Below are 26,877 nucleotides of genomic sequence, written 5' to 3'. Positions count from 1 at the left end.
AGGGTCACGGTTCGGTCGTTCACCGCATGGCTGGCGCGTTTTGCCACCGAGTGCGGGTCGCGCCGGTACGCGGCAGCCCGGACCGCGGCAATGATGGCCCGGTCCCCGGCCCCTGCCAGTGACCCTGCACCTGTCAGGGTGCCGGTGTCGGCGGCGAGTTCCTCGTCCACCGCGCACCGGTCTTCGGCGGACAGGCACGCTGTTTCTTTCACGACGAGGGTGGCGCGCCATTCGTTCAGCTCCCCGGATTCCAGGGCGGCAAGGGTGCGGGGCATCTCGGTGCCCAGGGCTTTGGCCAGGCCCAGGAGGCGGCCGCCGCGGGCCGGGGACTCCCGCCGCGCCAACGCGACCTGCGCGGCAACACCGGCGCCGCGCTCCTTGGCCGGGACACCGGCCGCGGCCTGCTCCCGCCGCTGGGAGAGATCAAAAGCCACAGCGGTCCGGGCCTGTTGCGCAGCCGCCAGCGATTTCAGGTCCTCAAGCTCCCGCAACTGATCAATCATCCCCGGACCAGTAGAAGCAGGACGGACGGAAGCCAGGGTTTGTACAACGTCGCCAAGGCGAGTGCCATGGAGACTTTCTTCACTCCGCGCCGGCGCCGCCGCCGTCATCATGGCTTCCATCCGCTAAGCCTTTCAACTGCATGCCCTCCCTGCACGCACCGCTCAGCGCTATGTGGATAAAGCTTGCAGGACCGCCGAAAAGGCGCGGGCATGGAGCCCGTCATCCACAGCCGGGAAGTCCGTGTCGGTCCCACCGCCTAGACTTGTAGGCACCATGGATATGTTGTTTGACCCGTACTCTGACGGACCGTTCAAGGCTGCTTCCCCGGCAGCTGCCCGCACCAAGTCGCGCGCTGAAGGCGCCACGGCGGCCGGTCCCGGCGGTGCTGTGCCGTGGGAGAACCGGCAGGGCGCCGGGCTGTCCGGCGGCACACAAGCGCCGCATGCGGATGGTCAGCATGCGGAGGGCCACGGCCACGGCCACCGCCGGCCGGACGCGGCCCAGCTCCTGGAAGGGCTGAACCCGCAGCAGGAGGAGGCCGTTAAGCACGCAGGTTCCGCGCTGCTGATCGTAGCCGGCGCGGGTTCGGGCAAAACCCGTGTGCTCAGCAACAGGATCGCCTACCTGATCGCCACCGGCCGGGCCCACCATGGGGAGATCCTCGCCATCACCTTCACCAACAAGGCCGCTGCGGAAATGCGGGAACGCATTGAAGCGCTGGTGGGTGGGCGCGCCAAAATCATGTGGATCTCCACCTTCCACTCATCATGCGTACGGATCCTGCGCCAGGAAGCCGCGAACGTGGGGCTGAAATCGAACTTCTCCATCTACGACTCAGCCGACTCCCTCCGGCTGGTCACCCAGGTGTCCAAGGCCCTGGACCTGGACCCGAAAAAGTTTGCCCCCAAGGCCATCCAGCACAAGATCTCCGCCTTGAAGAACGAGCTCATCGATGCTGACTCGTACTCCTCCGCTGCAAACTACAACGATCCTTTCGAGCAGGCCGTGGCAGAGGTCTACAAGGGCTACACACAGCGGCTGCGCCAGGCCAATGCCATGGATTTCGATGACCTGATTGCCGAAACGGTGTTTATGTTCCGGGCCTTCCCTGCCCTCGCGGATTCCTACCGCCGGCGGTTCAGGCATGTCCTGGTGGACGAGTACCAGGACACCAACCATGCCCAGTACGCCCTGGTCCGGGAGATCGTGGGCGAAGGCCCCGGCGCCTCCGAGCTGACGGTCGTGGGCGATTCGGACCAGTCCATCTACGCTTTCCGGGGCGCCGACATCCGCAACATCGTGGAGTTCGAAAAGGATTACCCCGAGGCACGGACCATCAAGCTGGAGCAGAACTACCGCTCCACGCAGAACATCCTCAGCGCAGCCAACTCGGTCATCTCACGAAATCCCAACCGTCCCGAGAAACGGCTGTGGACCGCCGAAGGCGACGGCCACAAAATCATCGGATACGTGGGCGAGAACGAGCACGACGAAGCCCAGTTCATTGCCAAGGAGATCGACCGGCTCCAGGATGAGGACAACCTCCGTCCGGGGGACGTCGCCATCTTCTACCGCACCAATGCCCAGTCACGCTCCATCGAGGACGTGCTGGTGCGGGTGGGCCTGCCGTACAAGGTGGTGGGCGGCACGCGGTTCTACGAGCGCAAGGAAATCAAGGATGCCCTGGCCTACCTTCGTGTCCTGGTGAATCCGGACGACGACGTCAACCTGCGGCGGGTGCTCAACGAACCAAAACGGGGGATCGGCGACCGCGCCGAAGGTGCGGTGGCGGCACTGGCCCAGCGTGAGCGCATCTCGTTCATGGCAGCCGCCCGTCGGGCCGAGCAGGCCCCGGCGATGGCAACCCGATCCGTCAATGCCGTCCTTGGGTTTGTGAAGCTGCTGGATGACCTCGCCGAAGTGGCCGCGGGTTCCGGCGCCGCGGCAGCCCTTGAAGCCGTCCTGGAGCAGACCGGCTACCTGGCCGCGCTGCGCTCCAGCACAGACCCCCAGGACGAGTCCAGGGTGGAGAACCTGGCGGAGCTTGTGGCCGTGGTGCGGGAGTACGAGCAGGAGAACCCCGAAGGGTCGCTGGGCGCGTTCCTGGAGCAGGTCTCGCTGGTGGCCGACGCGGACCAGATTCCTGACGCTCCCGGCGGGAACGCCGAAGACACAGCCGCCGCCGTTGCGGAGGCCAAACGGCTTGGCGTGGTCACGCTGATGACCCTGCACACCGCCAAGGGCCTCGAGTTCCCGGTGGTATTCCTGACCGGCATGGAGCATGGACTGTTTCCGCACCAGCGGTCAGCGACTGACCCCAAAGAACTGGCGGAAGAACGCCGGCTTGCCTACGTTGGCCTGACGCGTGCCCGGAAACGCCTGTACGTCACCCGTTCCGAGGTCCGGAGCATGTGGGGCCAGAGCCAGTACAACCCAGCCAGCCAGTTCCTGGAGGAAATTCCCGCCGAGCTCCTGGAATGGAAACGCGAAGGAACCAGCAGGCAGTCAGGCGGGTGGGGCGGCGGATCAATCGGTTCGAACCGCTACAGCGGATCCTTCTGGGGCGCCGGGACGGCCAGGGGCGCCGCTGCTGACTCGTCAGCCGGATTCAACGCGGACGTGCCCGCGGCCATTGCGAAGAACCGTGTGCAGCCTCAGAAAGAAATCGTGGCGGTCACCGTGGGGGACAAGGTCAACCACACGAGCTTCGGCAACGGTACCGTCCTCGCGCTGGAGGGGGCGGGGGACAAGACCGTGGCCAAGGTGAAGTTCGACGTCGGTGAGAAGCGTTTGCTGCTGCGCTACGCGCCGCTGACCAAGCTCGACGCCTAGCAGTTCCAGGACAGCGAAGGCCCGGGCCGCCAGGGTAGGAAGCCTTGCCCGGCACCGGCGCCCAGTACTAAGGTTCAGGAACCGTCCTGCTGCAGCGCAGGACCAGTCGGAGCGCGGCCATGAAAATCCTGTTCGCCAGCCAGGCCATCGATGGACACTTCAACCCCATGACGGGGGTGGCGGTTCGCCTCAAAGAACGCGGCCACAACGTCGCCTGGTACACAGGCCCCGTCTTCCGTGACAAGCTCCGGGACCTGGACATCCCGCTCCTTCCTTTCCAACGGGCCATTGAGCACCGCGTGGATAACCTCTTCGAGCTGTACCCGGAACGCGCCAAGCTCAAAGGACCCCGGGCCATCGGGTTCGATGGGGAGAAGATCTTTGCCAGCAACGTCAGCAACTTCTTCGAAGATATCCGGGAACTGGAACAGGACTTTGCCTTCGACGTGGCCGTGGTGGACAGTTCAATGTTCATCCACCGCCTCGTGGCGAGCTTGATGGGCAAGCCGCTGGTGAACTTCGTGGCGATTCCCAACATGGAAAGCGACCCGCAGGTACCGCCGCTGTTCTTCGGCTTCAAGCCTGCCCGCAACCCGGTAGAGAGATCCATCCAGGCGGCGGCGGGCTTCCTGTCCGACAACGTCATCCTGCGGCCCGCCGGCCTGAGCTACCGCCGCCAGCTTGCGGCCTACGGGCAGGCCGCCCCCAGGCACGGACGTCTGACGGACGAGCCCTACCGGTCCTCAGCGGCAGTCATCCAGACCGGCCAGGAAGCCCTGGACTTCCCACGGCGGCACAGGAACCCCGCGGTGCACTATGTGGGGGCACTCCTGCCGTACAGGCCCCCGCCCCCGGCACTGGCTGCGGCTGAACGTGGTGCCGAAGAAGCGGAACATTGGCCGCAGTACCCACGCACGTTGCTGGTGACCCAGGGAACGGTGGACAACGTAGACCAGGACAAGCTGATAGTCCCGGCGCTCGAGGCGGTCAAGGACATGGACGCGCTGGTGATTGTGGCCACCGGTGGCCGCGGGACGGAGGTCCTCAGCGCGCGCTACCCGCAGCCCAACATCGTGATCCGCGACTTCGTGGACTTCGCCAGCGTGCTGGATTTCACGGACGTGTTCATCACCAACGGCGGCTTCGGCGGGGTGCAGCTCAGCCTGTCCAAAGGAGTGCCAATGGTGGTGTCAGGGATCAACGAGGGCAAGAGTGACGTCAATGCCAGGGTGGAATTCGCCGGCGTGGGCATCAGCCTCAAAACGGAACGGCCCAAGCCACAGCGAATTGCCCAGGCAGTGCAGGAGATCCTCTCGAACGCTGCCTGGCGGACACGGGCACAACAGATGCGCGACCACTTCGCCGCAGGGGATCCCGCTGCTGTTGCCGCCGCCGTCGTCGAAAAGGCAGCCGGACTGGCACCAGACTGAGCGCCGCCATGAAGCATAATAGACCGCATGCGACGGACTGTACGGGGGATGCTCGCCGCCCTTTTCCTCTTGGCTGCAACAGGCTGCACCGTGACGGTGGAGGACCCTGGATACGTGGCACCGCCTCCACTGCCGCCGATTGAGCAGCTGGAACAGGCGCCGCTGGTTGACCCGCAGGAATTTTCAGGCAGTGACGATGTCATCTCCTTCCTTACCGAAGACCGGACAGTGGCGTGCTCCCTGACGGCAGCCCGCGGGCCGCACATCAACCTCCCCTATGAGCAGAACAGCTTCAGCGACAGCGAAAACAACAAACTGGCCATTGTGCCGGTAGCCCACTGCGAACTGGCCGGATACCCGAAACCTGCCCCGGACGACGTAGCGGATGACTGCGCAGGAACGAATATCGGATACATGGGCGGGGTAGCCCTGCTGACGCCGGACAAGGCTACGTACGGAGAATGCCGGTCCGGAGTCACACAAATGGAAGCAACATACGGCCCCCGCGGCAGCAAGGCCGGCCCGATCGCGGAATTGGCTGTGCTGGCTGACGGGCAGAACCTTGAGCGCAACGGACTTCGCTGTTCCGCCTACAACGGCGGCGTAGCCTGCGGAAACGTCTCGGCCGGCGTGGGGTTCTTTGTTTCGGAGGACCGTTACGAGCTGATTTCCAGCCCTCCGGAGAGTGCCCCGCCGGCACTGTGAAGCCCTCAAAAACCGCGTAAATCCGCGGTTTTTCTACGTTCCATAGAATAGTGTCCTTACTCACATAAGGGGTACTCTGGGACGGGCCGGTCCTCCCAAAGGACTAGAGTTCCCAGTGGAGCATCACGCCGCGTGGCTCGTTTCCAACAGGCCGCCGGTGCGTGCAATTCCGCAGCCCGGTCATCGTCTTCGATGGTGTCCGACTGTACAGAAACTACTTCGACGTAGAAGGACACTAAACCGTGGACCTGTTTGAATACCAGGCGCGCGATATGTTCGAGGCGCACGGTGTACCCGTGCTTGCTGGCATCGTGGCGTACACCCCAGAAGAAGCAAAGGCAGCTGCCGAGAAGATCGGCGGCGTAACTGTCGTTAAGGCCCAGGTTAAGGCCGGTGGCCGCGGTAAGGCCGGCGGCGTTAAGGTTGCCAAGACCGCCGATGAGGCACTTGAGCACTCCACCAACATCCTGGGCATGGACATCAAGGGCCACACCGTTAACAAGGTGATGATTGCTCAGGGTGCGGACATCGCCGAGGAATACTACTTCTCCGTCCTGCTGGACCGGGCCAACCGCAACTACCTGGCCATGTGCTCGGTTGAAGGCGGCATGGAAATCGAACAGCTCGCCGTCGAACGCCCTGAGGCGCTGGCGAAGATCGCCATCGACCCCGCCGTGGGCATCGACCAGGCCAAGGCTGACGAGATTGTCGCAGCAGCCGGCTTCGCCGAGGAACTGCGCGGCAAAGTCGCCGCCGTGATCCTGAAGCTTTGGGATGTCTTCAAGAAGGAAGACGCCACCCTGGTGGAGGTCAACCCGCTGGTCAAGACCGGTGCCGGTGAGATCGTGGCCCTTGACGGCAAGGTCTCCCTGGACGAGAACGCCGACTTCCGCCACGCCAAGCACGCCCTCCTTGAGGACAAGGACGCTGCTGATCCGCTGGAGGCCAAGGCCAAGGCGCAGGACCTGAACTACGTCAAGCTGGACGGCGAAGTAGGGATCATCGGCAACGGTGCCGGCTTGGTCATGTCCACCCTCGACGTCGTTGCCTACGCCGGCGAAAAGCACGGCAACGTCAAGCCCGCCAACTTCCTGGACATCGGCGGTGGAGCTTCCGCCGAGGTCATGGCCGCTGGCCTGGACGTCATCCTGGGCGACGAGCAGGTCAAGTCGGTATTCGTCAACGTCTTCGGTGGCATCACCGCGTGTGACGCCGTCGCCAAGGGCATCGTTGGTGCGCTGGCCGAGCTGGGCCACTCCGCGAACAAGCCGCTGGTAGTCCGCCTCGACGGCAACAACGTTGAGGAAGGCCGCCGCATCCTGGCCGAGGCCAACCACCCGCTGGTTACCCTGGCCGCAACCATGGACGAGGGCGCCGACAAGGCCGCCGAGCTCGCCAACGCAGCTAAGTAAAGGGACGCACCATGTCTATCTATCTGAACAAGGACTCCAAGGTCATCGTCCAGGGCATCACCGGCGGCGAAGGCACCAAGCACACCGCCCTGATGCTCAAGGCCGGCACCAACATTGTTGGCGGCGTCAACGCCCGCAAGGCCGGCACCACGGTCCTGCACGGCGACAAGGAAATCACTGTCTTCGGCACCGTCAAGGAAGCCATGGCGGAAACCGGCGCGGACGTCTCCATCGTCTTCGTGCCGCCGGCTTTCACCAAGAGCGCCGTCGTTGAAGCCATCGAGGCCGGCATCGGCCTGGTGGTTGTCATCACCGAAGGTGTGCCGGTCCAGGACTCGGCCGAATTCTGGGCACTGGCCCAGTCCAAGGTGGACGCCGACGGCAACCAGGTCACCCGCATCATCGGACCGAACTGCCCCGGCATCATCACCCCCGGCGAGGCGCTGGTTGGCATTACCCCGGCCAACATCACCGGCAAGGGCCCTATCGGACTGGTCTCCAAGTCCGGCACCCTGACCTACCAGATGATGTACGAGCTGCGCGACCTGGGCTTCTCCACCGCCATCGGCATCGGCGGCGACCCCATCATCGGCACCACGCACATCGACGCCCTGGCCGCGTTCGAGGCCGACCCCGAGACCAAGGCAATTGTGATGATCGGCGAAATCGGTGGCGACGCCGAAGAGCGCGCTGCCGACTTCATCAAGGCCAACGTCACCAAGCCGGTTGTCGGCTACGTTGCCGGCTTCACCGCGCCCGAAGGCAAGACCATGGGCCACGCCGGCGCCATCGTCTCCGGTTCCGCCGGAACCGCCCAGGCCAAGAAGGAAGCCCTCGAGGCCGCTGGCGTCAAGGTCGGCAAGACGCCGTCTGAGACCGCCAAGCTGCTGCGCGAAGTCTACGCAGCGCTCTAGTTCCCAGTAAGAACCAACGCGGGGTCGCTTCCCGCCCGTCACTCGTGGACGGGCCCGAAGCGGCCCCGCGTTGCTGTTAAGTACGACGACGGGTGGGTCACCTTTCGAAGCGAAAGGTGACCCACCCGTCGTCGTACTTTTGTGCTCTACACCTTGGCGCCGTTGAGGAGTTCGTCCAGCCGCTCATAGCCTTCCGACATGCCGCCTTCCATGCCTGACTGCGCCATGCCGTCGCGGGCCTCCTGCGTGGGATAGACCGAATGTCCGCGGAGGCGGCACCGGCCATTGCCCAGGTCCTCGAACGTCATGAACTCCAGGCTGACGACGTCCGGATACCCGCCGAACTCGAAAGTCTGGATGGCGAACTCGTTCTCGCGGACCGTGTGGAAGATGCCTTTGAACTCATAGGGCACTCCTTCCGGCCCGGTGTGCAGGTAGCTGTAGCTGCCGCCGGTCCGGAAGTCGTAGTGGTCGATGTCCATCTTGTAACCACGCGGACCCAACCACTGGACGAGAAGGTCCGGCTCCTTATGGGCCCGGAAGACGTCCGCGACAGGGAAATCAAACTCGCGCTCGTAGTCGATGAAGGGGACTCCCTCAGGAACGCTGAGCTTCAGGGAATTGCTCATGATGACTCCTTTGTATCTGGGCCGCTGCCGGTTGCAGCGTTTGACCTCAGCACGGCATCGAGGCTGCGGAACTGCCCCTCGCGGACCAACCTGTACTGGTCGATCCATGCGGTGAGTGCCTCAAGCCGTGCGGGATTCAGGTGCACGGGCCGCCGCTGGGCTTCCCTGGTGCGGGTGACCAGTTCCGCCTGCTCGAGTACCTGGATGTGCTTCGAGACAGCCTGTTTGGAGATCTCGAAGGGTTCCGCCAATTCATTCACGGTGGCCGGTCCCCGGCTGAGCCGGGCGATGATGCTCCGCCGCACGGGATCGGCCAGGGCCATAAAGGCCGAGTCCAGAGCCGCTGCGTCGGGTTCCATCGTTGCTGCTCCACTCCTCAACTGGCTTTAATCAACCAAACAGTTTATCAATCTGCTAGTTGTTTAAGAGTACTCCCACTGCGTCCATGCGGCAATGTCTCCGTTGCGGTTCATTCGCCTACTTTGTTAGTATGTCAGAACAAACTTCAAAGGAGCGAAAGTGCCACTTGTTCGAATTGATGTAAACCAGGGGCGCAGCCAGGAGGAACTCCAGCGACTGAGCCGGGGGATCCATGACGCGATCCTCGCCGAGTACGGAATCCCGGAGCGCGACTACTTCCATATCCTGACCGAGCACCCTCTGGGGCAAATTCTTGCCCAGGATGCCGGGCTTGGCTTTGAGCGGACCAGCGGGGTTGTGATGATCCAGATCTTAACGCAGGGAGGCCGGTCACAGGAGGCCAAGCAGCGCCTCTTTGCCGCGGTGGCGGAAAAGCTCGCGAAGGTTGGCATCGCTGGAGAGGATGTATTCATCGGCTATGTGGAGAATGCGGCGGGCGACTGGTCCTTCGGTTTTGGCCGGGCGCAGTACGTCACCGGCGAGCTGGCCGTGCCGCGCAAGTAGCCAGCCTTCTGCGGCCCTGGACGCCGTGCCAAAGGGCGCTAAATGGCCTCTATGGCAAGTTGTAAACATGTCAGTACAAACCTTTGACAGGACATTGATTCTAGGGCAAAGTAGTGGATGTGACCCCGCTCATGGAGGGGCCAGCCAGTCACTGGAGCTCTAGCTGTTGAGGGCAGAGTTCAAATTAGAAAGGTCCGCGATACCGTGACCCACGAACTGCTCACGATCGGGCGCATCAGCGTTGATATCTACCCGAACGACATCGGGGTGGACCTGGAGGACGTGACGTCTTTCGGCAAGTACCTCGGCGGATCGCCGTCGAACGTTGCCGTAGCAGCCGCCCGGCATGGCCGCCGGACAGGCGTGATTACCCGCACCGGTGACGACGCTTTTGGAACCTACCTCCACCGGGAATTGAAGAAGTTCAACGTCGACGACGCGTTCGTCACCCCGGTCAAGGAATGGCCAACGGCGGTGACGTTCTGTGCGATCAAGCCGGCTACGGACGAGTTCCCGCTCTACTTCTATGGGCGCTTTCCCACCGCCCCGGACCTGCAGATCAAGGCCGAGGAGCTCGACCTGGACGCCATCCGAAACGCAGGGATCTTCTGGTCCACCGTGACCGGGTTATGCCAGGAGCCCAGCCGAACAGCCCACATCAAGGCACACGAGGCACGTCCCCGGACCGGGTTGAAGGAAGGCCAGCTCACCATCCTCGACCTCGACTACCGGCCCATGTTCTGGGCATCTGAAGAGGAAGCGCGGGCTGAGGTGGCCAAGATCCTGCCGCACGTCACCGTCGCCATCGGCAACGACAAGGAATGCGCCGTGGCGGTAGGGGAGGGAACCCCCGATGAGCAGGCGGACCGCCTGCTGGCCGCCGGAGTCGAGATCGCCGTCGTTAAGCTCGGCCCCGAAGGTGTCATGGCGAAAACCCGCACGGAACGCGTAGTTTCCGCCCCTGTGCCCGTGCAGACCGTCAATGGCCTGGGAGCCGGCGATTCCTTCGGTGGTGCCTTCTGCCACGGACTGCTGTCCGGCTGGCCGCTTGCCCAGGTCCTGGACTACGCCAACGCCGCCGGTGCGATCGTCGCCTCCCGCCTTTCCTGCGCCGACGCCATGCCGACGCCGGAAGAGGTCACCTCCTTGCTCGCGGAACGCGGCCGCCTGGTACCTGGCCAGTTTGCCACCGAAGGAGCAGCACTGTGACCCTCACGCCGCTGGCCTCAAACAATGCGCTGGACGACGACCCGCGCCGCTACGCCCACCTGAGCACCATCCGGCTTGAGGACCCGGACGCCATTGCCCGGGCAGCCAAGGCCCGGCGCCGCCACCCCGGCCTGAAGTACGGCAAGCAGAACTTCATCGTTGCCGCCGACCACCCTGCCCGCGGCGCCCTGGCCGTCGGCAGTGACCCGGTGGCGATGGCAGACCGCCGCCAGTTGCTGGACCGGCTGCAGATTGCCCTGGCAAATCCGGACGTTGATGGCGTGCTTGCGTCGCCGGACATCATGGATGACCTGCTCCTGCTGGGTGCGCTGGAAGGCAAGCTGGTTTTCGGCTCGATGAACCGCGGCGGACTCGCCGGCCTGGTCAATGAAATCGACGACCGTTTCACCGGCCACACGGCACCCGCCCTGGAAGCGCTGGGTGCCGACGGTGGGAAAATGCTGACCCGCATCTGCCTCGGCGACCCGGACACGGTGGCAACCTTGGAGGCCACTGCCAAGGCCATCGACTCCCTTGCCGAGCGCAAGCTCATTGCCATGGTGGAGCCCTTCCTTTCGGTCCGGGACAACGGCCGCGTCCGGAATGATCTCTCCACGGATGCCGTCATCAAGTCCATCGCCATCGCCGAGGGCCTGGGATCCACCAGCGCCTACACCTGGATGAAGCTTCCCGTCGTGGCGGACATGGAGCGGGTCATGGCGGCCACCACCATGCCCACCGTCCTGCTGGGCGGGGATCCGGACAGCAGCCAGGACGAGGTTTTCGCCAGCTGGCATGCAGCCCTCGCGTTACCCGGAGTGCAGGGCCTCACTGTTGGCCGGACGCTCCTGTACCCGGCCGACGGCGATGTTGCCGGTGCCGTGGCCACGGCCGCCTCACTGCTGAACCACACCACCCCAAACCGAACCGAAGAAGTATCGGAGTAGCCTCCCCATGGGAACAACATCAGGAACTGCCACCCGCAGAATGACGGTCGCCCAGGCCGTGGTGGAATACCTTTCCAAGCAGTACACGGCGGACTCCATTGGCGGGGTTGAGTTCCGTGAGCGGCTGATTCCGGGAACTTTCGGCATCTTCGGGCACGGGAACGTGGCCGGCGTGGGCCAGGCCCTGAAGCAGTACCAGCAGCTGGACCCGGCCATCATGCCGTACTACCAGGGCCGGAACGAGCAGGCCCAGGCGCACCAGGCCGTGGGCTACGCACGGCACACCCGCCGCCGCCAGACCTTCGCCATCAGCACGTCCATCGGACCAGGGTCTTCGAACCTGCTGACCGGTGCGGCCCTGGCGACGACGAACAGGCTGCCGGTGCTGCTGCTGCCCAGCGACACCTTTGCCACCCGCGCCGCTGACCCGGTGCTGCAGCAGCTCGAACAGCCCTACGCCTACGACATCACGGTTAATGACGCGTTCCGGCCGCTGTCCAAGTTCTTCGACCGGGTCACCCGTCCGGAGCAGTTGTTCTCCGCGTTCCACCACGGCCTGCGGGTCCTGACCGACCCGGCCGAGACCGGTGCGGTGACGATTTCCCTGCCTCAGGACGTCCAGGCCGAGGCCTTCGATGTTCCCGAGGAGTTCCTGGCCGAGCGCGAGTGGCGGATCCGCCGCCCGGACGCGGACGACGACGATATCGCCCGCGCGGCCGAGGCTATCCGTTCTGCGAAGCGGCCGCTGATCATCGCCGGCGGGGGCGTCCTCTACGCCTACGCCAACGAGGAACTCGCGAAGTTCGTGGAACTGACCGGCATCCCGGTGGGCAACACCCAGGCCGGCGTCGGCGTGCTGCCGTGGGACCACAAGTTCTCCCTTGGAGCCATTGGCTCCACGGGCACAACGGCGGCAAACGCCATTGCTGCCGACGCGGACCTGATCATAGGCATTGGCACGCGCTACGAGGACTTCACCACCGCCTCCCGCACCGCGTTCCAGAACCCGGACGTGAAGTTCATCAACATCAACGTCGCTGCGATCGACGCCTACAAGCACGGCGCCACGCTGCCGATCGTGGCGGATGCCCGCAAGGCCCTGGTCAAGCTGAATCGGGCACTGGGCGGCTACCGCGTCGGAGCGGACCTCGAGCAGAAGATCGCGGCGGAGAAGAAGCGCTGGGACGCCACCGTGGATGAAGCCTTCGATTCCCGTTCCACACCCCTGCCGGCACAGAACGAGATCATCGGTGCCACGTCCCGCGCCATGGACGCGGCCGACGTCGTTATTTGTGCGGCGGGTTCCCTCCCCGGCGACCTGCACAAGATGTGGCGGGTCCGTGACCCGTTCGGCTACCACGTGGAATACGCGTACTCCTGCATGGGCTACGAGATTCCGGGCGGCCTCGGGGTCAAGCGCGCAGCGATGGCAGAAGCTGTTAACGGCGGAACCCAGCGCGACGTCGTCGTCATGGTGGGGGACGGCTCCTACCTGATGATGCACACGGAACTAGTCACCGCCGTCGCCGAACGGATCAAGCTGATCGTGGTCCTGATCCAGAACCACGGCTACGCCTCCATCGGCTCGCTCTCCGAGTCCCTGGGCTCGCAGCGGTTCGGCACCCAGTACCGGTCGCTCAACGAGGAACAGCACAGCTTCGACGAAGGCGACACCCTGCCCGTTGACCTGGCCCTGAACGCCGAGTCCCTGGGCGTGAAGGTCATCCGGATCGAACCGGGGGAGAAGGTCATCGCCGAACTCGAACAGGCCATCCGCGACGCCAAAGCCGCACCGGAGCGCGGCGGGCCCATCCTGATCCACGTCGAATCAGACCCGCTGCTCGACGCGCCGTCCTCCGAATCCTGGTGGGACGTTCCCGTCTCCCAGGTTTCCGAGCTGGACTCCACGCAGCAGGCCTACCAGGCCTACACCGACCACAAAGCCCGCCAGCGCAAGCTGCTTGGCTGATTCCCTCTTCGACACCCGAACGCTTTCAACTCAAGGAAGAGCCGCCATGACTGTTACAACCGAGACCTCCACCATCAACCACTTCATCAACGGCGCCGAAAGCGCCGGCGAGGGTGACCGCACCACGAACGTCTACAACCCGGCCACCGGCGCCGTGTCCGCGCAGCTGCGGCTGGCCAACCGGGCAGACCTGGACGCCACAGTAGCTGCTGCCCGCAAGGCCGCCGACACGTGGGGCGACATCTCCCTGGCCAAGCGCACCGCCGTGCTGTTCAAATTCCGCGAGCTCGTCGCCTCCCACGTCGAGGAGCTCGCCCAGCTGGTCACCGCCGAGCACGGCAAGGTCCTCTCCGACGCCAAGGGTGAAATCGGCCGCGGCCTGGAAGTCATCGAGTACGCCTGCGGCATCCCCACGCTGCTCAAGGGCGACTACTCGGACCAGGTCTCCACCGGAATCGACGTCTTCAACTTCCGCGAGCCCCTCGGAGTGGTTGCCGGCATCACGCCGTTCAACTTCCCGGTGATGGTGCCGCTGTGGATGGCACCGATGGCCATCGCCACCGGCAATGCGTTCATCCTCAAGCCCTCCGAGCGCGACCCGTCCGCCTCCATGCTGCTGGCCAAGCTCTGGAAGCAGGCAGGCCTGCCCGACGGCGTGTTCCAGGTCCTACACGGCGACAAGGAAACCGTGGACGGGCTCCTGACCCACCCGGACGTGGACGGCATCTCGTTCGTCGGCTCCACCCCGATCGCCCAGTACGTCCACGAAACCGCCACCAAGCACGGCAAGCGCGTCCAGGCCCTGGGCGGGGCGAAGAACCACGCCATCGTGATGCCCGACGCCGATCTGGACAACGCCGCCGACCACCTCGCCGCCGCCGCCTTCGGCTCCGCCGGGGAACGCTGCATGGCCATCTCCGTCGCCGTCGCCGTCGGGGACGCCGCGGACCTCATCGTCAAGAAGGTCGAAGAGCGCGCCCTGGCCGTCAAGGTCAACAACGGCACCGCCCCCGACGCCGAAATGGGCCCAGTGATCACCCCCGCCTCCAAGGAACGCATCGTACGGATCGTCACCGAGGCCGAACAGGCAGGCGCCGCCATGGTGGTGGACGGCCGCGACCTGGTGGTCCCCGGCCACGAAGACGGCTTCTGGGTAGGCCCCACAGTGATCGACCACGTCAAGACCGAGATGACCGCCTACACCGAGGAAATCTTCGGACCCGTCCTTGTGGTGGTCCGCGTCGATACCCTTGAGGACGGCATCAAGCTAATCAACGCCAACCCGTACGGCAACGGCACCGCGATCTTCACCTCCTCCGGCGCCCACGCCCGGAAATTCCAGCGCTCCGTCACGGTCGGCATGATCGGTATCAACGTTCCCCTGCCTGTCCCGGTGGCCTACCACTCCTTCGGCGGATGGAAGGCATCCCTCTTCGGCGACAAGCACATCTACGGCCCCGAAGGCGTCTCCTTCTACACCCGCGGAAAAGTCATCACCTCCCGCTGGCCCGAACCCACCCACGCTTCCGGCGCCTCCTACAACTTCCCGTCCAACTAGCGACCCGACTACCCACCATCGACTGCTCCGTAACGGCCGTTTTGAGCGTCCAAAACGGCACCTGCGGAGCAATCGATGAGAAGGAATGGCAATGACTGAGAACAAGCTGATCATCGGCACGGCGCCGGACTCCTGGGGAGTCTGGTTCGCGGATGACCCCAAGCAGACGCCCTGGGAACGGTTCCTCGATGAGGTGGCCGAGTCCGGCTACAAGTGGATTGAACTGGGCCCGTACGGCTACCTGCCCACCGATCCCACGCGGCTGGCAGAAGAACTGAACCAGCGCGACCTCAAGGTCACCGCCGGCACGGTGTTCACTGCCTTCCACCGTGGACTGGACCAGTGGGAATCCGCCTGGGAACCGGCCCGCAAAGTGGCCGAACTGACGGCGGCCATGGGCGGCGAGCACATCGTGGTCATTCCGGCCATGTGGCGAGACGACGTCACCGGCGAGGCGGTGGAGAGCGGCACCCTGACTGACAAGGCGTGGAGCGACCTTTTTGCCGGCCACAACCGCCTGGGCAAGACCCTGCTGGAGGATTTCGGCCTGAAGCAGCAGTTCCACTCCCACGCTGACTCCCACGTTGGCGCGCAGGAAGACATTGAAACCCTCCTGGCCGCCACGGACCCGAGGTACCTGAACCTATGCCTGGACACGGGCCACGCCGAATACTGCGGTGCCTCAAGCCTCGAGCTGATCAAGAACTACCCGGACAGGATCGGCTACCTGCACCTGAAGCAGATCAACCCGGAGATCCTCAGGCAAGTCAACGAGGAAAACATGACCTGGGCTGCCGCCAACCTGGCCGGCGTCATGACCGAGCCGCCGAACGGGCTTCCCGACCTGCGCGCCGTCATCGAAGCGGTGGAGGCCCTCAACCGGCCCATGTTCGGCATCGTGGAACAGGACATGTACCCGGTAGCCTTCGATGTGCCCATGCCCATTGCCAAGCGCACCCGCAACTACCTGCTGTCCTGCGGTTCCCGAACCGCCGTCAACTGACAGCAACACCGCCGCATCCGCTAAGACCCCTGAAGGAACGAAACAATGACTGAAGCACTCCGCGTCGCCGTCATCGGCGCCGGGCGCATGGGCGCCGACCACATCCAGCGCCTTAACACCCGAATCCACGGAGCCGAGGTTGCCGCCGTCGTGGACGTTGACCTGGCCCGCGCACAGGCGGCAGTTGAAGGCATTCCGGGCGCCGTGGCCCTTGCCGACGCCGAGGAAGCCCTCAACAACGGCGACGTCAACGCAGTACTCATCGCCACGCCCGGCTTCCTGCACGAGGACATCCTGCTGAAGGCCATCGCCAAGGACATCCCGATCCTGTGCGAGAAGCCGCTGACCCCCGATGCCGAGTCCTCCTGGAAAATCGTGGAGGCTGAGGTTGAGCTGGGGCACAAACGCATCCAGGTGGGCTTCATGCGCCGCTTCGACGCCGAATACGCGGCCCTGGGCCAGATCATCCACAACCACGAGCTGGGCGAACTGCTGATGCTGCACCACCAGCACCGCAACCCCACCACGCCGCCGGGCTTCACCAACGAGATGCTGATCAACGATTCCGTGGTCCACGAGTTCGATGCCATCCGGTTCTTCACCGGAGAGGAAATCACCAGCGTCCAGGTCCGCATGGGGAAGGCCACCAAGAACGCCCCCGCCGGCCAGCACGACCCCCAGCACGTCCTGCTGGAAACGGAATCAGGCGTCCTGGCCGACGTCGAAATCTATGTCAACGCCAAATTCGGCTATGAGGTGGCCACCCAGGCCGCCTTCGAAGAGGGCATCGTCAACATCGGCGGGGACAAGGGCCCCTACACCCGCAGCGCCGGCCGCTGGGGCGGCAACGTCACCCCCGGATTCGAAGAGCGCTTCGGCGCGGCATACGACGTCGAAATCCAGTCATGGGTGGACGCTGCGCTGAAGGGCGAAATCGGCGGCCCCACCGCGTGGGACGGCTACGCCACCGCGGCGTGCTGCGAGGCTGGCGTCGAAGCGCAGAAGAGCGGCGAAAAGGTGGCCGTGAAGCTCGCCGCCAAGCCTGACCTATACCGCTAACCCGCGGAGTTTTTGTCCAGATACGCCGACTTCCGGGCCTTCCAACCCTGCGTATCTGGACAAAAACTCCCGCCTGACGGATCCATACATGGAGTGTTTACGTGAAAATCGCACTTGATCCCACCCCTTTCCACCACTCGCACAGCCTGCTGGAGTTCCCGAAGGTGGTGGCCGATCTCGGCTACAAGTACATGCAGATGACGCCGCACGCGGACTTCATCCCCTTCTACAACCATCCCAAAGCCGATGACGAACTGGTGGGCCAGCTCAGCAAAGCCTGCAGGGACGCGGGAATCGAAATTGCCTCCGTCCTGCCGGTGCTCCGCTGGTCCGGCCCGGACGAGGACGCACGCGAAGCTGCTGTCCGTTACTGGAAGCGGGTCATCCAGATCACCGTTGACCTCGGCGTCGGCACTATCAACACCGAGTTCAGCGGCCGCCCCGAAAAGGCTGAGGAGTCCGAGCGGGCGTTCTACCGCTCCATGGAGGAGCTCCTGCCGATCATTGAACGCGAAGGCATCGACCTGCTCATTGACCCGCACCCGGACGACTTCGTAGAGGAAGGCCTGGCCGCAATCCGGGTCATCAGGGGACTGAACTCGAAGAATGTTGGCATGGTCTACGTGGCCTCGCACAGCTTCCACATGAAAAACGCCCCGCTGGACATCATGCGCGCGGCGGGGGACAAACTCCGTCTGGTTCACGTTGCGGACACCATGGACCACCACGCCTCACACGGGCTTCGCTACATCACCAACCCGCCGGGCAACCCCGTGCGCGTGCACCAGCACCTGAAGATCGGTGACGGCGACGTGAACTGGGACGAGTTCTTCGGCGGACTGAAGGAGATCGGTTTCCTGGACCGGGATGACACAGTGATGGTCTCCAGCGTCTTTGCAGAGGACGAGAACGCCGAGGACGTCTCCCGCTACCAGTTGGAGACCATACAGCAGTACGTCCAGAAAGCTACCGCATGAGTCTCTCCGGGAAGGTCGCGGCGGTAAAAGGGCAACAGCCTCCGAACCATAAGAGGGCGCTGCGGACCGCCACCATCATCTCCACGTTCGGCGGACTCCTCTTTGGCTACGACACAGGGGTCATCAACGGCGCGCTGCCGTACATGCAGGAGGATCTGGGCCTGACGCCCCTGACCGAGGGCCTGGTCACATCGTCGCTCCTCTTCGGCGCCGCGTTCGGTGCACTGTTCGGCGGCCGGCTGGCCGACCGGAACGGCCGCCGCAAGATGATCATGGTCCTCGCGGTCATTTTCCTTGTGGGCACGCTGGCGTGCACTTTCTCGCCAAACACCGAGGTTTTGATCGCCGCCCGGTTCATTCTCGGCCTCGCTGTGGGCGGTGCCTCCGTCACCGTGCCTGTGTATCTGGCCGAAGTTTCGCCCAGCGCACGGCGCGGACGGATCGTCACACAGAACGAACTGATGATCGTTACCGGGCAGCTGCTGGCCTTCATCTTCAACGCCTACCTGGGCAACACCTTCGGGGAGTCCGGCGGCATCTGGCGCTGGATGCTGGTGATCGCCACCCTGCCGGCCATTGCACTGTGGATCGGGATGAATTTCATGCCCGAGAGCCCCCGATGGCTGGCCTCGATGGGAAGTTTCGGCGAAACCCTCAGCGTTCTCCAACGCATCCGCTCCCAGGCCGAGGCGCGAACAGAATTTGAGGAAGTCAAGGCCATGGCCGTCGAGGACTACAAGTCCAAGATGGGCTCCTGGAGGGACCTTGGGATCCCCTGGCTGCGGCGGATCTTTGTCGTGGGCCTCGGCCTGGCCGTGATCCAGCAGATCACGGGCGTGAACTCCATCATGTACTACGGCACCCAAATCCTCGCCCAATCCGGATTCGGGCGCGAGGCTGCGCTGACCGCCAACATTGCCAACGGCGTCATCTCTGTCCTCGCGACGTTCGTGGGAATTTGGCTGCTCGGCCAGGTGGGCCGCCGTCGGATGCTTATCACTGGGCAGATAGGCACGACGACGGCGCTGCTGCTGATCGGCCTGTTCTCGCTGATCCTGCCTGAAGGCTCAGCCCGTGGTTTCGTTATTCTGTCCCTGACTGTGACCTTCCTGGCCTTCCAGCAGGGTGCCATCTCACCGGTCACGTGGCTGATGCTCTCCGAGATTTTCCCGCTCAAGATCCGCGGGCTCGGCATGGGCGCCTCCGCCTTTGTCCTTTGGATCGTCAACTTCATGGTGGGGTTCGGATTTCCGCAGCTCCTGGCGGCGATCGGTCTGTCCAGCACCTTCTTTGTGTTCGCCGTGCTCGGAGTGGGCGCCATAGCGTTTGCCGCCAAGTACGTTCCCGAGACCAAGGACAAGAGCCTTGAAGACGTGGAGCACTACTTCAAGAACGTGGCCGGGACGCAGCCGGAGGCCGTCGCGGGCCAATAAGAACACCTAACCGTAAAGGGCACCGTCGTCTCCCGGGACGAAGGTGCCCTTTTGGGTTTCACAGAGGGTGCCAGCGGCCCGTATGCCGCGGACACCGCCCGGTTTTCACGGACGTGAGCGCCCACATTACGTGCGTACATACTAATGTCAGGACAAACTATTGACATGTGTGGTTCAAGTCACCATGATCGTAGTAAGCACATTCCGGCGACTGCACCGTGGCAGTCCGGAGCTGATATCAAAGGAGATACTCGTGGCTAGATTTTCCTGGCGTAAAGCAACACTTGTAGCGGCTGTCGTGCCGATGCTGGCACTGAGTGCCTGTTCGAGCACCGGAGGCAGGACCGAGGAGGCCGGCGGCGCAGCAGGCGGCGGCCAGGTCGCGACAACAGAACGCATGAAGGTTGCCCTCATCACCCACGCCGCTCCCGGTGACACCTTCTGGGACATCCTCCGCAAGGGTGCCGAAGAAGCAGCTGCAAAGGACAACGTGGAATTGCTCTACACCTCGGATCCTGAGGGCGGACGCCAGGCCCAGCTGATCCAGCAGGCAATCGACCAGAAAGTCGGCGGCATCGCCGTGACATTGGCCAAGCCGGACGCCCTCAAGGACGTCCTCAAGAAGGCAGTGGACGCCGGCATCCCCGTAGTCAGCCTGAATTCAGGTGCTGATATTTGGCAGCAGGTAGGCGCCTTCACCCACTTCGGATCGGACGAGAACCTCGCGGGTGCGGCCGTGGGGGAGAAGCTGTCCTCGCTGGGAGCAAAGCGCCCCATCTGCGTGATCATGGAACAGGGCAACGTGGCACTGGATGCCCGGTGTGCCGGCGTGAAGTCCAAGATCCCGGCTACTGAGAACCTGTTTGTCCAGGGAACCGACATGACCCAGGTTTCCTCCACAGTCACTGCGAAACTCCAGGCCACCCCGGATGCAGACGCCATCATCGGACTGGGAGCGCCGTTCACGCTGACCATCAACAAGGCAGTGGAGTCCCTCAGCCTGCAGGACAAGGTCAAAGTAGCCTCCTTCGACATGAACGGTGAACTGGCCCAGGCCATCATCGACGGCAAGGTTGCCTTCACCGTCGACCAGCAGCCGTGGCTCCAGGGCTATGGAGCCGTCGACGCCCTCTGGCAGGTCAAGCGGGGCGGCATCCACGTAGGTGGCGGGCTTCCGGTGCTGACCGGCCCGTCGATCATCGATCAGGCAGCAGCTCCTGACGTCCTCAAATTCGCCAAGGAAGGCATCCGCTAAGGATGCTTTGAGCGGGTTCCGGGGCCCTTGCGGCTCCGGAACCCGCCATAGCAGGAGAATCCCCATGACCCAGACCCTGACCAAACCCTCCGTCCCCGCGACCGATGAACGCATCGGTAAGCGCAGCCCCCTCCAGAAACTGCTCGGCCGCCCTGAGGTCGGCGCCCTGGTGGGCGCCATCGTCCTCTTCGTTTTCTTCGCCGTGGTTTCCCCGACCTTCCTGCAGCCTTCGTCCTTCGCGACCGTTCTGTACGGCAGCTCAACCATCGGAATCATGGCCGTCGGCGTCGCGCTGCTTATGATCGGCGGCGAGTTCGACCTTTCCACAGGTGTCGCCGTCATTAGTTCGGCCCTTACCGCCTCGATGTTCAGCTGGTACTTCAGCACCAACGTCTGGGTTGGTGTGGCCCTGGCACTGCTGGTTTCCCTGGCCATCGGATACATCAATGGCTGGATCCTGATGAAGACAAAACTACCCAGCTTCATCGTCACCCTGGCCACGTTCCTGATGCTGACCGGCCTGAACCTGGGCCTGACCCGCATGATCGGCGGCGGCGTATCTTCCCCCTCGATCTCGGACATGGACGGCTTCGCCTCCGCCCGCGCGGTGTTCGCGTCATCAGTGAGGATCGGCGGGATTGATGTCCAGATCACCGTATTCATCTGGATTGCCCTTGTGGCAGTGGCCACCTGGGTCCTGATGCGGACCCGCGTGGGGAACTGGATCTTCGCCGTCGGCGGTGATGCGAATGCGGCCCGTGCCGTGGGCGTTCCGGTCAAGGCCACCAAGATCGGGCTGTTCATGGCAGTTGGTTTCTGCGGCTGGATCCTGGGCATGCACAACCTGTTTGCCTTCGACGCGGTGCAGTCCGGTGAGGGTGTGGGCAACGAGTTCCTCTACATCATTGCCGCTGTGATCGGCGGGTGCCTTCTCACCGGCGGCTACGGTTCGGCTGTTGGCGGCGCCATCGGCGCGTTCATCTTCGGCATGGCCAACAAGGGCATCGTCTACGCACAGTGGAACCCGGACTGGTTCAAGTTCTTCCTGGGCCTGATGCTCCTGCTGGCCACCATCGTCAACCTCATCGTCAAGCGCCGCGCGGAACTGAAGTAAAGGGGTCCGAAAAATGAATGCCCAAAAAATCGACCAGCGCACATTGCTGCAAAACGAAAAAGATCCGCTCACGCATACTCCGGTGCACCTGCTGTCGCTTGATGCCGTAGGCAAGCACTACGGCAACATCGTGGCACTGAGGGATGTCACGATGGCAGTCGACAACGGCCGTGTCACCTGCGTGCTCGGTGACAACGGCGCCGGCAAGTCCACGCTCATCAAGATCATCGCCGGACTACACCAGCACGACGCCGGAACGCTGAACATCATGGGCGAGGAGCGGAAGTTCGATTCGCCCCGTGATGCACTGGATGCAGGCATCGCCACTGTCTACCAGGACCTGGCGGTGGTGCCGCTGATGCCGATCTGGCGCAACTTTTTCCTTGGCTCTGAACTGACCAGCGGTTTCGGTCCTTTCAAGAGCATGGATGTCCAAAAGATGAAGGACATCACCAAAAAGGAACTCGCCGAGATGGGCATCGACCTCCGCGACGTGGAACAGCCCATCGGCCAGCTCTCCGGCGGTGAGAGGCAGTGCGTGGCCATTGCCCGCGCCGTCTACTTCGGCGCCAAGGTCCTGATCCTGGACGAGCCGACGGCGGCGCTCGGCGTGAAGCAGTCGGGCGTAGTTTTGCGATACATCCTCCAGGCCAGGGACCGGGGACTCGGGGTCATCTTCATCACCCACAACCCGCACCATGCCTTCCCCGTGGGGGACCGGTTCCTGCTGCTCAAGCGGGGCAAGTCCATCGGCTACTACGACAAAAAAGACATCACCCTGGACGAGCTCACCGCGCAGATGGCCGGCGGCGCTGAACTTGCCGAACTTGCGCACGAACTCGAACAGCTCGGCGGCCACAGTGATGTGGTCAAGGAAGTGCAGGCAGAGGTCGCTGACGTCACCCACGGCACAGAGACGCCAAAGCAAAGCGGCCCCCGGCACGCCTAGCACGGACCGGAGCGGGGCCCGCCGGTAAGCCGGACGGGCCCCGCTCAACATTGCGCACAGACAACGAACAGCAGACAGGAAGACATCATGCCGATCCGGGTGGGCGTCATCGGCGCCGGAGTCATGGGCGCAGACCACATCAGGAACCTTTCCGCCGCCGTCAACGGTGCGGAAGTCACCTTCGTGGCAGACCTCGACGCCGGGCGGGCAGCGGCAGCTGCGCCGCCTGCGGCCCGGACCACCACGGACCCCTCGGAACTGATCAACTCCAGCGAGGTGGACGCCGTCGTCATCGCCTCGCACGACTCCACCCATGCCGGACTGGTGCTGGAATGCTTCGAAGCGATGACGCCTGTGCTGTGTGAGAAGCCCCTGGCACCTACGATCCTGGAAAGCCTCGATGTGGTGGAGGCTGAGGCGGACATCCTGGCCGCCACCGGCGGCAGGCTGCTGTCCATGGGCTTCATGAGGCGGTTCGATCCGGGCTACGCCGCACTGCGCGAAGCCACGCGGGTCCGCAACTACGGCGAACCGCTGATGGTCCACTGCACCAGCCGCACGGCAACTGCGGGCCCCGGTGCCAGCTCTGAATCAGCCATCACCAATTCAGCCATCCACGAGTTCGACATCATCCCCTGGCTGCTGGGCACGCCCATCGCCGAAGTTTCATGGCAAGCGGGGCGCAGCTCCCGGCACAGCACCGGAGACCTGCAGGACCCTGCGCTCATGCTCCTCCGGACGGCCGACGGCACCCTTGCCACCCTTGAACTGTTCCTGAATGCGCAGTACGGCTACACCACCAGGTGCGAGGTGGTGTCCGAGCATGGTTCGGCTGCCCTCCCCGAGCCCGCAGCACTGGTGGTCCACCACGAAGGCCAGCAGCGGTCCGGCATCCCGGCCGACTGGCGACCACGCTTCGCCGACGCCTACCGCCTGCAGCTCCAGGCCTGGATCTCCGCCCTGGAACGCGGCGAAACCGCGCCGCTCGCCACCGGGGAGGACGGCCTGCGGGCATCGCGGGTGGCCCAGGCCATGATCCGTTCGCTGCACAGCGACGGAGCCTTCACGAAGGTGATCTAGTGATGGCTCAATTTCCCTGGTGAAAACAGAACGAAGGAAGAACTTTGAAGGATTTAACTCTTGGGTTGGTGGGCGTAGGCCGAATCGGCGCCATGCACGCGGACAACATCTCGGCGCTCAACAGCGTACTTAATGCTGAGGACATCAATGTCCGGCTCCGGCTGACGGACGTCGCCGAAGAGCACGCCAGGGCCGTGGCTGCCAGGGCGGGTGCCGAGTTCCTGCCGTCCGCGGAAGCACTGCTCGCCTCGGGCCTGGACGGGCTGGTCATCGCCACCGGCACAGGCAGCCATCCCGGCCTGATCAAGGCGGGGGTGGACGCTGGAATCCCGGTCTTCTGCGAGAAGCCGGTGGCACTGGACGTGGCGGACGCCCTGCCGGTCCTCGAGTATGTCCGGGAGCGTCAGGGAGTGGTGCAGATCGGCCATCAGCGGCGCTTTGACCCCGGCTATCTCGAAGCACGGCGTGCCTACCAGGCCGGTGAGCTTGGCTGGATCCATTCACTGCGGGCCGTCACCTGCGACATGGCACCGCCGCCCGTCGAGTTCCTGGCTGGCTCGGGCGGACTTTTCCGGGACTGTTCCGTGCACGACTTCGACATCCTCCGCTGGCTGACGGGCAGGGAGATCGTGGAGGTCTATGCGAAGGGCTCCAACAACGGGGACCCGGCCATCGGGTCTGTTGGGGACGTGGACACGGCCCTCGCCCTGGTGACGTTCGACGACGGCACGGTGGGAACAGTCTCGGCCACACGCTACAACGGGGCCGGCCACGACGTCCGGCTCGAAATCCAGGGCTCCAGGGGATCGCTGCTGGTGGGCCTGGACGACAGGACCGCATTGGCCTCGGCCGAAGCGGGCGTTGCCTTCCCCGCTGGACAACCGCACCAGACCTTCGCCGAAAGGTTCGATGCCGCGTACCGGGCCGAGATGGCGGCGTTTGTGGAGCTGATCCTTGGCCTTCGGGACAACCCGTGCACGCCTGAGGATGCGGTGGCAGCTTCACGCGTGGCGGATGCTGCCCAGGAGTCGCTGCGCAGCGGATCCCCGGTGAGGGTGGAGCTGGACCCGGCCGTCGCGGGCTGACCTCCGGGTGTGAGTTTTTGTCCAGATATGCAGGGTTGGAGGCCCCTCAAGCCTGCATATCTGGACAAAAACTCCTGCTGGCTGGGGACCCGCGCATCACCAGGGCTATGTCACGGACCTGGCGGGGTCAGGCGCCGAACGGGAGCCGGGCGTCGATGTCCTGGCCGTCCCATGCCTGGCGCACCCAGCCGTGGTGGGGGTCGTCGCTGATGAGCCATTCGCGCACGGGCCCCGGCCCGGCCATGACGTTCAAGTAGTAGAGGTCGTACCCGGGTGCGGCCATGGCAGGACCGTGCCAGCCGTAGGGAACCAGGACGACGTCGCCAGTGCGCACCTCCGCCGACACGTCGATGGGACGCTCGTCCGAGGCGTAGACGCGCTGGTAGCCGATGGCGTCCGCATCCGCCGGCGCCGCTGAGCCTTCCGCCACGCGCGTCTCGAAGTAGTAGATCTCCTCGAGGCGGGTCTCGCCGTCCTTCTCCTCGTCGTGCTTGTGCGGGGGATAGGAGGACCAGTTGCCTGCTGGGGTGAGGACCTCGCAGACGATGAACCGGTCGGCTTCCAGTGCGGCCGGTGTGCCGAAGTTGTGGACCTGGCGGGAGCAGTTGCCGGCGCCGCGCAGCTCAACCGGGGTTTCCGCGGCGGTCACCAGCCGGGTGGGGTACGCGTCCTGTGCCGGGGCAGTGGCTACCGCCACCCTCCCGCCGTCAGCCGACGCGATGCTGACGGCGCGTCCGGTGCCCGAGTACAGAACATCGCTGGGGCCGTGAAACACGGACGCGCGCCCGTCCAGTCGGTATTCGGTGCCATCGACCGTGACCGTGAAGGATCCGTTAAGGGGCACCACAATGCGTTCCTCATCGGCGGCGGGAAGGACGACGTCGGCCCCTGCGGCGAGCGTGGCCACCTTCAGCCCGGTATGTGCCCAGCCGTCCACGGACAGGGATGAGTCCGAGGTCCCGATCGAGACGTCCCATGTGCCGTCGGTGGCGGTGCCCAGTGGATAGACCCAGTTGGTCATGGAGTGTGGCTCCTTGCGTTAGCGCTGTACGAGTGTCATTTCAAAGCTGTAGGAATCCCCGCGGTACACGTGGTGCCCGGTTTCCACGCGGCGGCCGGTGTCATCCGTGGCGGTACGCTCCATGGTGACCAGGGCGGATCCGGGCGCGGTCTCGAGGAGGGAGGCCTGATAGTCGTTGGCCACCACGGCGCCGATGCGCTGGTTGGCGAGCCGGAAGTTTACGCCCCCGCGGCGCAGGATGGCGTAGAGGCCTTCCGCCGACAGCGTGGCTTCATCCATCTCGGCGATGTCATCACGGACCCAGTTCTCCATGAGCGCCAAGGGTTTGCCTGCCACTTTCCGCAGCCGCGTGAAGTGGTAGACCTTGGAGCCGGCAGGCAACTGGAGGGTGGCCAGGGTGGCCTCGTCGGCCTCCACATGGGCGAAGCTCAGGACGTCGGTGGTGGGCTTCTTGCCGTTGTTGGTGAGGTCGTCGTAGAGGCTGGAGAGCTCGAGCGGACGGCGCACCTGGCTCGATACAACCTGGGTTCCGACGCCGCGTTTACGCACCAGCAGCCCGGACCGGACCAGTTCATCCATGGCCTTGCGCATCGTGGGGCGCGAGAGGTTCAGCTGTGCCGCCAGGTCGATTTCGTTATCAAGCCGGCTGCCGGGCTCCAGCACGCCGCTGAAAATGGCGGCTTCGATCCCCTGCACCACCTGGTGGTAAAGCGGGACGGGGGAGGAGCGGTCGATGCTGAGACCCAGGTTGTGCGCCACGGTACTTCCCTCATGTTCCTTGTTGCGGGACGTCGTCGCCCGGGTGGGGCGGGAACGGCCGCTTTGCCGCCATATGTTCTCTTGATAGGACATACTTTTCTTCTTCTCT

23 protein-coding genes and 1 pseudogene are annotated in these 26,877 nt (G+C 64.3%); 19 read left to right on the top strand and 5 right to left on the bottom strand.

What is annotated here, in order from left to right; genetic code table 11:
• Positions 1-614: pseudogene (locus ACKAE7_RS01745) on the bottom strand (HNH endonuclease); the annotation flags it as partial.
• A gap of 169 nt (positions 615-783) precedes the next feature.
• Here ACKAE7_RS01745 and pcrA point away from each other — a divergent pair.
• The 5 genes from pcrA (at position 784) to sucD (ending at position 7,797) form a co-directional block, all read left to right on the top strand.
• The gene (gene pcrA / locus ACKAE7_RS01740; protein ID WP_408978364.1) at positions 784-3,336 is read left to right on the top strand and encodes a DNA helicase PcrA; all 2,553 of its coding nucleotides are present in this window, start codon (positions 784-786) and stop codon (positions 3,334-3,336) included.
• A gap of 119 nt (positions 3,337-3,455) precedes the next feature.
• Positions 3,456-4,766, top strand: coding sequence for a glycosyltransferase (locus ACKAE7_RS01735; protein ID WP_408978358.1), 1,311 nt, complete (start codon positions 3,456-3,458; stop codon positions 4,764-4,766).
• A 27-nt stretch (positions 4,767-4,793) separates the two neighbouring features.
• Complete coding sequence (locus ACKAE7_RS01730) at positions 4,794-5,471, top strand: hypothetical protein (RefSeq protein WP_408978357.1); 678 nt, start codon at positions 4,794-4,796, stop codon at positions 5,469-5,471.
• Positions 5,472-5,713: 242 nt separating this feature from the next.
• The gene (gene sucC, locus ACKAE7_RS01725; RefSeq protein ID WP_188811118.1) at positions 5,714-6,883 is read left to right on the top strand and encodes an ADP-forming succinate--CoA ligase subunit beta; all 1,170 of its coding nucleotides are present in this window, start codon (positions 5,714-5,716) and stop codon (positions 6,881-6,883) included.
• 11 nt (positions 6,884-6,894) lie between these two features.
• On the top strand, positions 6,895-7,797 hold the full coding sequence (sucD, locus tag ACKAE7_RS01720; protein WP_157239019.1) for a succinate--CoA ligase subunit alpha: 903 nt from the start codon (positions 6,895-6,897) through the stop codon (positions 7,795-7,797).
• 146 nt (positions 7,798-7,943) lie between these two features.
• On the opposite strand, the gene ACKAE7_RS01715 is transcribed toward sucD, so the two are convergent.
• Complete coding sequence (locus ACKAE7_RS01715; RefSeq protein WP_188811121.1) at positions 7,944-8,426, bottom strand: SRPBCC family protein; 483 nt, start codon at positions 8,424-8,426, stop codon at positions 7,944-7,946.
• Positions 8,423-8,785, bottom strand: coding sequence for an ArsR/SmtB family transcription factor (locus tag ACKAE7_RS01710; protein ID WP_400601213.1), 363 nt, complete (start codon positions 8,783-8,785; stop codon positions 8,423-8,425). Before ACKAE7_RS01710 ends, ACKAE7_RS01715 begins: the two co-directional genes overlap by 4 nt.
• 160 nt (positions 8,786-8,945) lie before the next feature.
• Here ACKAE7_RS01710 and ACKAE7_RS01705 point away from each other — a divergent pair, with 160 nt between their 5' ends.
• The 14 genes from ACKAE7_RS01705 to ACKAE7_RS01640 all read left to right on the top strand — a co-directional run bounded on the left by ACKAE7_RS01705 (position 8,946) and on the right by ACKAE7_RS01640 (position 24,988).
• Positions 8,946-9,350 carry a tautomerase family protein gene (locus ACKAE7_RS01705; RefSeq protein ID WP_408978356.1) on the top strand — a complete coding sequence of 135 codons (405 nt, stop codon included), beginning with the start codon at positions 8,946-8,948 and terminating at the stop codon, positions 9,348-9,350.
• A 204-nt stretch (positions 9,351-9,554) separates the two neighbouring features.
• Positions 9,555-10,559, top strand: a complete 1,005-nt coding sequence (gene iolC / locus ACKAE7_RS01700; protein WP_408978355.1) for a 5-dehydro-2-deoxygluconokinase — start codon at positions 9,555-9,557, stop codon at positions 10,557-10,559.
• Positions 10,556-11,506, top strand: a complete 951-nt coding sequence (locus ACKAE7_RS01695; protein WP_408978354.1) for a deoxyribose-phosphate aldolase — start codon at positions 10,556-10,558, stop codon at positions 11,504-11,506. The genes iolC and ACKAE7_RS01695 overlap by 4 nt, the downstream gene beginning before the upstream one ends.
• Positions 11,507-11,546: 40 nt before the next feature.
• On the top strand, positions 11,547-13,475 hold the full coding sequence (iolD, locus tag ACKAE7_RS01690) for a 3D-(3,5/4)-trihydroxycyclohexane-1,2-dione acylhydrolase (decyclizing) (protein WP_408978363.1): 1,929 nt from the start codon (positions 11,547-11,549) through the stop codon (positions 13,473-13,475).
• Positions 13,476-13,521: 46 nt separating this feature from the next.
• The gene (locus ACKAE7_RS01685; protein WP_408978353.1) at positions 13,522-15,033 is read left to right on the top strand and encodes a CoA-acylating methylmalonate-semialdehyde dehydrogenase; all 1,512 of its coding nucleotides are present in this window, start codon (positions 13,522-13,524) and stop codon (positions 15,031-15,033) included.
• 91 nt (positions 15,034-15,124) lie between these two features.
• Positions 15,125-16,036 carry a sugar phosphate isomerase/epimerase gene (locus ACKAE7_RS01680; protein WP_188811135.1) on the top strand — a complete coding sequence of 304 codons (912 nt, stop codon included), beginning with the start codon at positions 15,125-15,127 and terminating at the stop codon, positions 16,034-16,036.
• Between the two features lie 45 nt (positions 16,037-16,081).
• Positions 16,082-17,095 carry a Gfo/Idh/MocA family protein gene (locus ACKAE7_RS01675; protein WP_188811137.1) on the top strand — a complete coding sequence of 338 codons (1,014 nt, stop codon included), beginning with the start codon at positions 16,082-16,084 and terminating at the stop codon, positions 17,093-17,095.
• 101 nt (positions 17,096-17,196) lie between these two features.
• On the top strand, positions 17,197-18,072 hold the full coding sequence (locus ACKAE7_RS01670; RefSeq protein ID WP_188811139.1) for a sugar phosphate isomerase/epimerase family protein: 876 nt from the start codon (positions 17,197-17,199) through the stop codon (positions 18,070-18,072).
• Complete coding sequence (locus tag ACKAE7_RS01665) at positions 18,069-19,505, top strand: sugar porter family MFS transporter (RefSeq protein ID WP_408978352.1); 1,437 nt, start codon at positions 18,069-18,071, stop codon at positions 19,503-19,505. Before ACKAE7_RS01670 ends, ACKAE7_RS01665 begins: the two co-directional genes overlap by 4 nt.
• 253 nt (positions 19,506-19,758) lie before the next feature.
• Complete coding sequence (locus ACKAE7_RS01660) at positions 19,759-20,760, top strand: substrate-binding domain-containing protein (RefSeq protein ID WP_188811141.1); 1,002 nt, start codon at positions 19,759-19,761, stop codon at positions 20,758-20,760.
• Between the two features lie 64 nt (positions 20,761-20,824).
• The gene (locus tag ACKAE7_RS01655) at positions 20,825-21,874 is read left to right on the top strand and encodes an ABC transporter permease (protein ID WP_188811144.1); all 1,050 of its coding nucleotides are present in this window, start codon (positions 20,825-20,827) and stop codon (positions 21,872-21,874) included.
• 13 nt (positions 21,875-21,887) lie between these two features.
• Positions 21,888-22,823: an ATP-binding cassette domain-containing protein gene (locus ACKAE7_RS01650; protein ID WP_400601223.1), complete on the top strand. Its 936-nt coding sequence runs from the start codon at positions 21,888-21,890 to the stop codon at positions 22,821-22,823.
• An 87-nt stretch (positions 22,824-22,910) separates the two neighbouring features.
• The gene (locus ACKAE7_RS01645; protein ID WP_408978351.1) at positions 22,911-23,903 is read left to right on the top strand and encodes a Gfo/Idh/MocA family oxidoreductase; all 993 of its coding nucleotides are present in this window, start codon (positions 22,911-22,913) and stop codon (positions 23,901-23,903) included.
• 44 nt (positions 23,904-23,947) lie between these two features.
• Positions 23,948-24,988: a Gfo/Idh/MocA family oxidoreductase gene (locus tag ACKAE7_RS01640; RefSeq protein ID WP_408978350.1), complete on the top strand. Its 1,041-nt coding sequence runs from the start codon at positions 23,948-23,950 to the stop codon at positions 24,986-24,988.
• Positions 24,989-25,115: 127 nt separating this feature from the next.
• On the opposite strand, the gene iolB is transcribed toward ACKAE7_RS01640, so the two are convergent.
• Both iolB and ACKAE7_RS01630 read right to left on the bottom strand, forming a co-directional pair.
• Positions 25,116-26,009 carry a 5-deoxy-glucuronate isomerase gene (gene iolB, locus ACKAE7_RS01635; protein ID WP_408978349.1) on the bottom strand — a complete coding sequence of 298 codons (894 nt, stop codon included), beginning with the start codon at positions 26,007-26,009 and terminating at the stop codon, positions 25,116-25,118.
• 18 nt (positions 26,010-26,027) lie between these two features.
• The gene (locus ACKAE7_RS01630) at positions 26,028-26,768 is read right to left on the bottom strand and encodes a GntR family transcriptional regulator (protein WP_188811329.1); all 741 of its coding nucleotides are present in this window, start codon (positions 26,766-26,768) and stop codon (positions 26,028-26,030) included.
• Positions 26,769-26,877: the final 109 nt, after the last annotated feature.

Source organism: Pseudarthrobacter sp. NKDBFgelt, from assembly GCF_046097905.1.
Lineage (GTDB): Bacteria > Actinomycetota > Actinomycetes > Actinomycetales > Micrococcaceae > Arthrobacter > Arthrobacter polychromogenes.
Note: the sequence above shows the minus strand (reverse complement) of the source record. Positions and strands in the feature narration are given on the sequence as shown.